Source organism: Pseudomonas sp. NFACC43, assembly GCF_900119645.1.
Classification (GTDB): domain Bacteria; phylum Pseudomonadota; class Gammaproteobacteria; order Pseudomonadales; family Pseudomonadaceae; genus Aquipseudomonas.
Window position 1 is genome coordinate 83,485 of record NZ_FPKK01000020.1, and the last position, 8,799, is coordinate 92,283.

Annotated in this window: 8 protein-coding genes, 2 tRNA genes and 3 pseudogenes; 5 read left to right on the top strand and 8 right to left on the bottom strand. The window is 59.6% G+C overall.

All coding sequences use genetic code 11. The features are described from left to right. The first annotated feature begins 166 nt into the window (after positions 1-166). Both BT179_RS24585 and nudC read left to right on the top strand, forming a co-directional pair. Positions 167-979: a crotonase/enoyl-CoA hydratase family protein gene (locus tag BT179_RS24585; RefSeq protein WP_072432072.1), complete on the top strand. Its 813-nt coding sequence runs from the start codon at positions 167-169 to the stop codon at positions 977-979. A gap of 5 nt (positions 980-984) precedes the next feature. Beyond that, on the top strand, positions 985-1,815 hold the full coding sequence (gene nudC, locus BT179_RS24590; protein ID WP_072398757.1) for an NAD(+) diphosphatase: 831 nt from the start codon (positions 985-987) through the stop codon (positions 1,813-1,815). Here nudC and BT179_RS24595 read toward each other — a convergent pair. The 5 genes and pseudogenes from BT179_RS24595 to BT179_RS24610 all read right to left on the bottom strand — a co-directional run bounded on the left by BT179_RS24595 (position 1,783) and on the right by BT179_RS24610 (position 5,304). Continuing rightward, the gene (locus tag BT179_RS24595) at positions 1,783-2,562 is read right to left on the bottom strand and encodes a TSUP family transporter (protein WP_072398756.1); all 780 of its coding nucleotides are present in this window, start codon (positions 2,560-2,562) and stop codon (positions 1,783-1,785) included. The two genes, nudC and BT179_RS24595, sit on opposite strands and share 33 nt — an antisense overlap. A 102-nt stretch (positions 2,563-2,664) precedes the next feature. Next, a pseudogene (locus BT179_RS26885) lies at positions 2,665-2,775 on the bottom strand (ABC transporter ATP-binding protein); the annotation flags it as partial. Continuing rightward, a pseudogene (locus tag BT179_RS24600) lies at positions 2,770-3,180 on the bottom strand (MFS transporter); the annotation flags it as partial. The pseudogenes BT179_RS24600 and BT179_RS26885, both read right to left, overlap by 6 nt. Positions 3,181-3,310: 130 nt before the next feature. After that, on the bottom strand, positions 3,311-4,483 hold the full coding sequence (locus tag BT179_RS24605; protein ID WP_072432071.1) for a zinc-dependent alcohol dehydrogenase: 1,173 nt from the start codon (positions 4,481-4,483) through the stop codon (positions 3,311-3,313). Next, on the bottom strand, positions 4,483-5,304 hold the full coding sequence (locus BT179_RS24610; RefSeq protein WP_072398754.1) for an SRPBCC family protein: 822 nt from the start codon (positions 5,302-5,304) through the stop codon (positions 4,483-4,485). The genes BT179_RS24605 and BT179_RS24610 overlap by 1 nt, the downstream gene beginning before the upstream one ends. A 341-nt stretch (positions 5,305-5,645) precedes the next feature. Between BT179_RS24610 and BT179_RS24615 the strand changes: the two genes are divergently transcribed. From BT179_RS24615 to BT179_RS24625, 3 genes are all read left to right on the top strand, one after another. Then, positions 5,646-5,719, top strand: a tRNA-Cys gene (locus tag BT179_RS24615). Positions 5,720-5,915: 196 nt separating this feature from the next. Next, positions 5,916-6,002, top strand: a tRNA-Leu gene (locus BT179_RS24620). 345 nt (positions 6,003-6,347) lie between these two features. Beyond that, positions 6,348-6,992 carry a hypothetical protein gene (locus tag BT179_RS24625; protein ID WP_072432070.1) on the top strand — a complete coding sequence of 215 codons (645 nt, stop codon included), beginning with the start codon at positions 6,348-6,350 and terminating at the stop codon, positions 6,990-6,992. Between the two features lie 294 nt (positions 6,993-7,286). On the opposite strand, the gene BT179_RS24630 is transcribed toward BT179_RS24625, so the two are convergent. The 3 genes and pseudogenes from BT179_RS24630 to BT179_RS24640 all read right to left on the bottom strand — a co-directional run. Continuing rightward, positions 7,287-7,856 (bottom strand): hypothetical protein, encoded by a 570-nt coding sequence (locus tag BT179_RS24630; RefSeq protein ID WP_072432069.1) that lies wholly within the window; start codon positions 7,854-7,856, stop codon positions 7,287-7,289. Positions 7,857-7,969: 113 nt separating this feature from the next. Further along, positions 7,970-8,332: a DUF5064 family protein gene (locus BT179_RS24635; RefSeq protein ID WP_072398751.1), complete on the bottom strand. Its 363-nt coding sequence runs from the start codon at positions 8,330-8,332 to the stop codon at positions 7,970-7,972. Positions 8,333-8,393: 61 nt separating this feature from the next. After that, a pseudogene (locus BT179_RS24640) lies at positions 8,394-8,799 on the bottom strand (carbamate kinase); the annotation flags it as partial.

An 8,799-nucleotide genomic window follows, 5' to 3' on the forward strand; every position in this document is an offset into this window, starting at 1 on the left:
AGCGGGGATCAATCCCCTCGCCACAGGGGGTGTTTCGACTGGGGACAGGGTAGCGCCTGTACCGGGTGCCAGCCAGGTCCGGCTTTTGGCCGATGCACTGTCTACGACCTGTCGTGAGGGCTTGTTATAGTTCAGGCCTCTTCCCAGCCGGTAAAGGATCACTGCCATGTCGCAATACCAAGCGTTCACCGTCGAACTTGCAGACAACATCGCCCATGTGCAGATCAATCGCCCGGACAAGATCAATGCGATGAACGCGGCGTTCTGGAGCGAGATCATCGAGATCTTCCAGTGGATCGACGACACCGACGAGGTGCGGGTGGTGGTATTGAGCGGGGCCGGCAAGCATTTTTCTTCGGGCATCGACCTGATGATGCTGGCCGGCGTGGCCAATGAACTGGGCAAGGACGTGGGCCGCAACGCGCGCCTGCTGCGGCGCAAGATCCTGCAACTGCAAGCCTCGTTCAATGCGGTGGACAACTGCCGCAAGCCGGTGCTCGCTGCTGTCCAGGGTTACTGCCTGGGTGGGGCCATCGACCTGATCTCCGCCTGCGACATGCGCTATGCCGCCGAGGATGCCCAGTTCTCCATCAAGGAGATCGATATCGGCATGGCAGCCGATGTTGGCACATTGCAACGCTTGCCCCGGATCATCGGGGACGGCATGCTGCGTGAACTCGCTTATACGGGGCGCACGTTCGGTGCCGATGAAGCGCGCAGTATCGGCCTGGTCAATCGTGTCTATACCGATACCGCCAGCCTGCTCGACGGCGTCATGGGCATTGCCCGGGACATCGCCGCCAAGTCGCCGATTGCCGTGACCGGCACCAAGGAAATGATTGGCTACATGCGCGACCACCGCATCGACGACGGGTTGGAGTACGTCGCCACCTGGAACGCCGCCATGTTGCAATCGACCGACCTGCGCGTGGCCATGGCCGCCCATATGAGCAAACAGAAACCCGAATTTCTGGATTGATCATCATGATTCCACGCTGGACCACCGCAGTACTCGATACCGATCTGGCGGGCGGCTGGGCCGTGGCCCGCAGCCCGGAAGGCTTCCTGTTCGACGATAACGGCCCGCTGTTTCCCCGCCAGTGGCTCAAGCGCCAGGACCTGTCGATCCTTGCCGAGCACGGCATCGGCCACCTGGACGGCGAGCCGGTCTATCTGCTGGAGCTCCACAGTTCCCTGGACGTCCCTGGCTGCAACTGGAAAGGCCTGCGGGCCTTCATGCTCGAGGACGATCACACGCTGTACAAGGTGCTCGGGTATGCGGCGCAGATCGGCACCTGGGCCAGGGAGCATCGTTTCTGTGGCAGTTGCGGCAAGCGCATGGGGCAGATTGCGCTGGAGCGGGCGATGTATTGCGATGTATGCGACCTGCGCCACTATCCGCGGCTTTCACCCAGCATGATCGTGCTGATTACCCGTGGCGACGAGGTCTTGCTGGCCCGTTCGCCACGTTTCGTCACCGGTATCTACAGCACCCTGGCGGGGTTTGCCGAGCCGGGCGAATCGGCCGAGGATTGCCTGGTCCGCGAAGTGCGCGAGGAAGTCGGTATCGAAGTGAAGAACATCCAGTATGTGGGCAGCCAGTGCTGGCCGTTCCCTCATTCGATGATGCTGGGTTTCCATGCCGAATATGCCAGCGGCGACATCGTGCGCCAGGAAGAAGAAATCGAGGACGCCCAGTGGTTCAGCGTCCACGACCTGCCGCCGTTGCCGGCTTCGCGTTCGATCGCCCGCTACCTGATCGACCTCTATGTGGCGCGCCGTCTAGGCCACGCTGAACCAGTGCTGCCAGGCTAGGCGCACGGTAAGGCCCAGGACCACGGTGATGAACACCGGCCGGATGAACTTCGCGCCGCCGCTGATGGCGGTGCGGGCACCGAAGAATGCGCCGATCATCACCGACAGGCCCATGCTCAGGCCGATGACCCAGTCCACTTGCCCGGAGAAGATGAACACCGCCAGCGCCGCGATGTTGCTGACGAAGTTCATGCTGCGTGCCACGCCGCTGGCCTTGACCAGGTCGATGGGGTAGAGCAGCAGGCTGCTGACGGTCCAGAACGCCCCCGTGCCAGGGCCCGCCACGCCGTCGTAGAAGCCCAGGGTGAAACCCTGGGGCGATTGCCAGGTCTTCCTGATCGGCGCGTCGCTGTCCAGCGGCGCCTTGGGCGTGCCCCCGAACAACAGATACAGGCCACAGGCGAACACGATCACCGGCAGCATCTTGTTCAGCCACTCGGCGGGCAGGTAGTGGGCGACGATGGCGCCGGTCAGGGCGCCGACCAACGTACCGACCAGGGCATGGGTCCATTGCCTGGGGTGGAACAGCTTGCGCTTGTAGAAGGTGAAGCTGGCCGTGGCGGAGCCGAACGTCGAACTGAGTTTGTTGGTCCCCAGCACCAGGTGAGGGGGCAGGCCGGCGGTCAGCAGGGCGGGGGTGGTCAACAGGCCACCGCCACCGGCGATGGCATCAATGAAGCCTGCGATGAACGCGACAAGGGCAAGGATAGCGAGGGTGGTGAGGTCAACGCTGAGTTCAAAAGGCATGGAGTGGGCTTATTCGGCAGGTCGCAGAGGCGGCGGGAAAGGCCGGTATGTTACCTGCAATGGCCTTGGGCCGCGACTGCCTGAGCGCCCAGGCCTGGCGGTTCAGGCCACGCTGTCGACAATCACGTGCCGCTCCCCCCTGGAACACTGTTCGATCCTTGCCTCGACCCGGTAGACGCTGCGCAGCATCTGCTCGGTAATCACCTCTGAGGAGGCTTCGATACTGACCCCGCAGGCCTGGGCCGGGGCGATGTAGCCGGCGAATGCGCCCTGCAGGAAGCGCAGCACCAGGATGACCCAGATATCGCTGCTCAGTGCCAGCCCCAGCTGCGTCAGGGACAAACCGGCCAAGGCGCGGATCATCATAAGCTTGTGCCCATGGCGATCACCGATCCGCCCCCAAAAGGCGCTGGTCAGCATGATGCCCAGCATCGGGCCGACGTACACCGCGGTACTGGCGAAGCTGAAGAGCGCGTCGTTGTCGGTCAACTGGTGCAGATGAACCGGCCAGAAGGGGCCACTCATCTCCATGGCACCCATGGACACCAACTGGATGGCGAACAGCAGGTAAACCAGCAGGCGGATGTTCGAACCCTGGAGGACACCGACGCGGGGCATGGACGGACTCTGAGACGGCTGAGGCTGTGTCTTATCCGACAGTGCGTCGATCCTGGCAAGAAAAAAATACGCTGGACTCACGCAGACGGGCGTCGGGAGCCTGGCAGGCAGGCCCCCTTGACCGCGCTGGTTATTCCGGTCGGAATACCGCCCGCAGGCACTGCTCGCGCTTGTCCTTGAACATCTCATAACCCTGCACCGACTGCTCCAGCCCCATGGGGTGGGTCAGCAGATAGGAAGGGTCCAGTTCGCCTTTCTGAATATATTCGAACAGCCTCGGCACATAACGTTGCCCCGGTTGCTGGCCCGAGCGCAGGGTCAGGGACTTGTTGACGATCGCTCCCATGGGGAACTTGTCCAGGAGACCGCCATACACCCCGACCACCGAGACGGTGCCCCCCTTGCGACAAGCGCGGATGGACTGGCGCAACACCGTTCCGCGCTCGCTGTGCAGGCGCATCATCTGTTTGGTCTTGTCGTAGTAGTAATCGACCTCGGTGCCGTGGGCCTCCATGCCCACGCAGTCGATGCAGCGATCCGGGCCGCGGCCCCCGGTCAGCTCCAGCAGGGCGGCATGCACGTCGGTGGTTTCGTAATTGAGCGCGATGGCACCGGCCTTTTCCTCGGCCAGACGCAAGCGGTCGGTAAAGCGGTCGATGGCGATCACCCGTTCGGCGCCCAACAGGTACGCGCTGGCAATCGCCATCAACCCGACCCCGCCACAACCCCAGACCGCAACCGTGTCGCCGCGCTGGATGTTGGCGTTATCAGCGGCGAAGAAACCGGTGGGCACTGCATCGGAGACAAAAACCGCTTGTTCGTCTGTCACGCCTTCGGGAATGGTGAACAGGTTCACGTCGGCGAATGGCACGCGGATATAAGTGGCGTGACTGCCCGCGAAGCCGCCGAAGGCGTGGCTGTAGCCGATGATGCCGCAGGCCGGTTGGCCGTAGGCAATGTCCGTCGCGGTGGGGTTGGGATTGGAGTTGTCGCAGCAGGAAAAGTCCGCGCGCTGGCAATGCTCGCACTGGCCGCAGCCGAGGATCGACACGGTGACAACACGGTCACCTTTCTTGAACTGCGTGACGGCCGAACCGGTTTCCACCACCTCGCCCATGAATTCGTGACCGATGATGTCGCCAGCTTGCATGGTGGGTACGTAGCCGCCCAATAGGTGCAGGTCCGAACCGCAGACCGAGGACAGTTTCACCCGCACGATAGCATCGCGAGGGTTGAGGATGGACGGATCATCGACGGTGTCGACTTGTAGCTTGTTGGGTCCTTGCCAGGTGAGTGCGCGCATCAGACTGTTCCTCCGTTGGACGGGGCATGGCCCGGTGTTGAAGTCGCGGTCGTGGCCGGGTGAATGAACAGGAAGTCCTTCGTGCCCTCGGCCCGCATCCGGTTGGTGGTCACTTCGCCCGTTTCCAGTTGCTGCTTGATGCTGCGAAGCAGATGGAGCAGGGCCTTGTCGGAGAATTTCGAAATGGCACTGGCCAATGCATAACCCGCACTGCCGAGGGAAGTCTTGCAGGCGACGATCACCTTGATCTGCGTGCCCCGGCCCGTCGGCGCATCGCTGAAGTGCATCTGGATGTCGTGCTTGAAGCGCGTGTCCGGCCCGGCGATCCAGTGCAGCTTGCGGCCTTCCTTGGGTTCGTGCTGCTCGAGGTCGCAGTGCAGGGTCTTGTCCATCGGCCCGCGCGCCACCCAGCGGTAGGTGTGTTCGCCGGTCTGTTCGATCTCATCGATCCAGGGCACCAAGGCGCCCAGGTTGGCGGGGTTGCGACAGAACTCAAAGACCTCTTCCCGCGGCTTGCCGACCGTGATGCTGCGGGAGATCACTTTGCTCCCGTCCCAGCCCCGATCCTGCTCGAAGGCCTGTTCGAACGGGGTATGGGTAAGCGCCTGCTTGACCCGGCAGGTACCCGAATAGGCACGCCAGGTCGCGCAGGCCCCCAGCAGTACCTGTGGCCAACCTTTGAGCCCGCCTTCACGCAGCCCGTTGGCAATCAGCAGCGTGCCGGCCAGGAGTGATAATGCACGCTCCGGTGTACCGAGATTGGGGTGCGACGGACTCGGCACCGCAGCCCGGCTCGCAACCAGTGGTGGACGTTCAGTCATGATGGTTTTCCTTACAAAGTCCGAGGGCAACATAAGGAATGAACCGGCGGGGCGGTCGGTCGTTCCATCGACGTCAGGGGTTTCCGATGAGGCGGCGGGACAGGCGGCCCGAGTAAGATTGTCGAACCGATGAAACGGAGCAGGGACCCGCGTGCCGGCTGATTTTTTTTTGAAATCAAGGGGTTGTCAGCTTCGGCAAATGAGTACATAATTGCGCCCATCGAACGCATTGAGGGCTAAAAAAACTCAATGTTTTCAAGGAGATAGCGCTCAATTAGATTGATCCGCTCCTCATCAGGTTTAAAAGCGGTTGATGGTTTCACTGGCATCAAGCGTCCTGAGGCCGAATAGCAAAATGGTTATGCAGTGGATTGCAAATCCACCTACGCCGGTTCGATTCCGACTTCGGCCTCCACTATTAAAAAGCTCTGTAGATCTATGATTTACAGAGCTTTTTTCTTTATGTGGCAATGCAGTTTTTTGTTTCGAAAGAACATGGGCTACCTTGCTTCATAGGGGAGGGATGTATATATTTCGTCCCCTCTGCTGTACCGGCTTCGACCTGTCAGATCCATGATCTTGACCGCTTCAGGAAGCTTGACCGCGCTACCGCCCGAATGGCGAAACTGGTAGACGCATGGGACTTAAAATCCCCCGCTCGTAAGGGCGTGCCGGTTCGATTCCGGCTTCGGGCACCATCTAAAATCAAGGGTTTGCGAGCGAATGCTGATGCAAACCCTTGTTTGTTTCATCCCTCGCAATTTTTATCCGCAATCATGTCGACGGCACCCTATGCCGATCGGGCTGTTCTGTGTGCCATGATCCGCTCTATCAACAGATCCGGTCCCCCTTTGTAATCTGCTCGCAGTTGGCTGGGTAATGGAAAACGATGCGGCATAAAGAAGCCTTCAGAAGGGCTTGAATATCATTTCGTCATGTCCCAGTATTCGCCGCCCTGTCACTCCTGCGTGTGTGGGCGTGCACAGAAAACCGATCATAGTGTCGGTTTTTTTTTGAGCTATCGAGTACATAAGGACATGGTCATGCGGGTTATCACTTTCGTAACTATTTTTTCTGCAGCGCTTGCCGGTTGCTCTGGGATACCTTCGGTTCCGTACGAAGAGCCTGTCCAATCAGAGGGGGTGGCGCATGTTCGCGTCATCACGAACTCCAGTGTATATGGCGATAGCATCATGGGCAGTTGTGCGCCTGCCACCCGGCATAAGATGGCTGAAGCCGGACGTTTCGGGGAGGATGGTACGGCGAGCATCAACTATCCGCAGTACCCCCTGAAGTCGGTGAGCATTGGCATGCCGAAAAGGGTCATGCCCCCTCTTGTCCAATACATCCCCTCGATTCGCAGAGCCCAAGGCGCATACAAGGAGGTTGTCACCGAATATCGCGTCAGGACAGACTTGCCATTTCAGATTGCAACCCAGGGCGCGACCGTTGCTGGTTCTGGCAGCACTTATTGGGCCTGCGCTGACCAGGCACTCGTGTACAAACTGGAACCCGGGAAAGACTACGAAGTTTTTGCAGGAGTGGACATGAGGCCAGACAAGGATGGTCGGCAAGCACTTATTTGCCTGCTGGGAGTTTTCGAGCTCACCCCTGTGCCTGGCACGTCAATTGTAATCCCCTCCAAGTTGACGTCTGCCGCGCCTGCCCAGGTGGCCTGCAAAAGCTGACAGGCACTCATCGCCATCCACATCTCTGATGCCTGAATCTCGCGAGCATTGCGATGGTGTCTGTTGGTCTGTTGGTCTGTTGGTCTGTTGGCCGGCTTGCAAGCGCGACGCCATGTCCGCCCAGGCCAGCCAGTGGTTAAGTCGGGGGTTCCCTAGGCTCTGTACGAAAAGACTTGATACTCGTTCATGCCGCGTTGAAAACTGCCTCGCAATGCTCATGTACTCCGGTACACCGCGCTTGCTCGGCTGTTTTCGCCTTGCCTGATCTTCATCTCGAGACTTTTCGTACATAGCCTAGCGTGAGGTTTTGACTTTCAATACCTCGGTATAAATGGCATCGATCGTCTGACCCTCCTGAAGTTTCTTCATCCGTTCCTGAAGCTTTGGATCCTCCACTTTCAATACGATGACTTGTCCCTCCGGAGGTAGCAAAGTCACTTCATGTTCTTTCAAATCAATGCGAGTGATCTTGGACGTGACTCTGACTTGACGGAAAGCTTCACCGCCGGGATTGGGATTGTCCTTGGTGGTGCGGATGGCCATGGCTTCATTGGATACTCCTGGCTCCCCGCCAACGTTCGTATCCAATACATAAGCGACTGAGCGAATCACGTGAATCTCGACGTTGTCACCGACTCTCAGATTGTGCAGGTTCTTGGCTTGGTCGGTGAGCTGGATGGGCACCGGTTCTTTGTTGCGGCCTTCGATGGTGACTTGATAGAGCGCCGGATCAACGGCGAGTACGCGCGAAACGATATGGCCTTCCATGGCATTGCTGCCCAGCGGTATATCAGCGGCACGGACCGCCAGACTGGTCGTTGACAGCAGTGCAGCAATTAAAGCCAGGGTGCGAATCGGTGTCATGGCTGCTTTCCTTGAGTACCTGGGATGTGAATCAAGGTCACGTAACAACAGCGCTCCTGCCAACCGGCACAATCGTGTGAGCGTGCAGGTGCGTGCCATTTACGCTCGGTGAGTCATTCAAAATGTTCAGGGTTGACGGGGTCTCCGGACTTCATGTTCAACTGCACCCGCACATCCTCGAACATCAGATCGTAATGTTTGTGTTGCGAACCGATGCTGCTGTAAGCCTTGGGAATTCCATGTTTCTCCGCAATCTTGGTCACGTTGCTGGCGAAGTTGTATGCCTGCTCCTTGCTCAGGAAAAACGTTTCCTTCATATCCTTGCCCTGAATGCTGCCGTGCATCGTGAATTGCATCCCTTTGCCTTCCTTGGGATCGGTGGTGACCTCGTAATCCAGGCACAGGTCGTAGCTGACATCGTCCTTGTTCAGTGCGTGTCGTTCGATATGCAGACGACCGGGTTCAAAGTGGGCCATGGTGCTCTCCTTTCAGGGTTCGGGAGGAGGGGCAGGCCTGACCCTGCCCCTGCAGTTCTGATTATCGATAGGTAATGCCGGGAGTGGCCGTGCTGATACGCGTGCCTGCAGTGCCCTGGACGATGGCGTCGATGTCCGCCAGTGCGCCGATCACCGCGACCTTGCCGGTGTTGCGGGCAAATTCGCAGGCTGCCTGGACCTTGGGTCCCATGGAGCCGGCGGCGAAGCCGAGCCTGTCCATTTCGTCCGGGTGGGCCTGGGCGATGGCTTTCTGGGTTGGCTTGCCGTAGTCGATGAACGCGGCGTTGACGTCGGTGGCGATCACCAGCAGGTCGCTCTCCAGCTGTTGGGCCAGCAGCGCCGAACACAGGTCCTTGTCGATCACCGCTTCGACGCCCTGCAGCTTGCCGTGGGCGTCGTACATCGTCGGGATGCCGCCGCCACCGGCGCAGATCACGATGCTGCCT

Coding starts and splice junctions, on each gene's coding strand:
- BT179_RS24595 (WP_072398756.1), bottom strand. CDS start 2,562: ATGCCTTTTGAACTCAGCGTTGACCTCACCACCCTCGCTATCCTTGCC.
- BT179_RS24605 (WP_072432071.1), bottom strand. CDS start 4,483: ATGCGCGCACTCACCTGGCAAGGACCCAACAAGCTACAAGTCGACACC.
- BT179_RS24635 (WP_072398751.1), bottom strand. CDS start 8,332: ATGGCCCACTTTGAACCCGGTCGTCTGCATATCGAACGACACGCACTG.
- BT179_RS24610 (WP_072398754.1), bottom strand. CDS start 5,304: ATGACTGAACGTCCACCACTGGTTGCGAGCCGGGCTGCGGTGCCGAGT.
- BT179_RS24625 (WP_072432070.1), top strand. CDS start 6,348: ATGCGGGTTATCACTTTCGTAACTATTTTTTCTGCAGCGCTTGCCGGT.
- BT179_RS24585 (WP_072432072.1), top strand. CDS start 167: ATGTCGCAATACCAAGCGTTCACCGTCGAACTTGCAGACAACATCGCC.
- BT179_RS24630 (WP_072432069.1), bottom strand. CDS start 7,856: ATGACACCGATTCGCACCCTGGCTTTAATTGCTGCACTGCTGTCAACG.
- nudC (WP_072398757.1), top strand. CDS start 985: ATGATTCCACGCTGGACCACCGCAGTACTCGATACCGATCTGGCGGGC.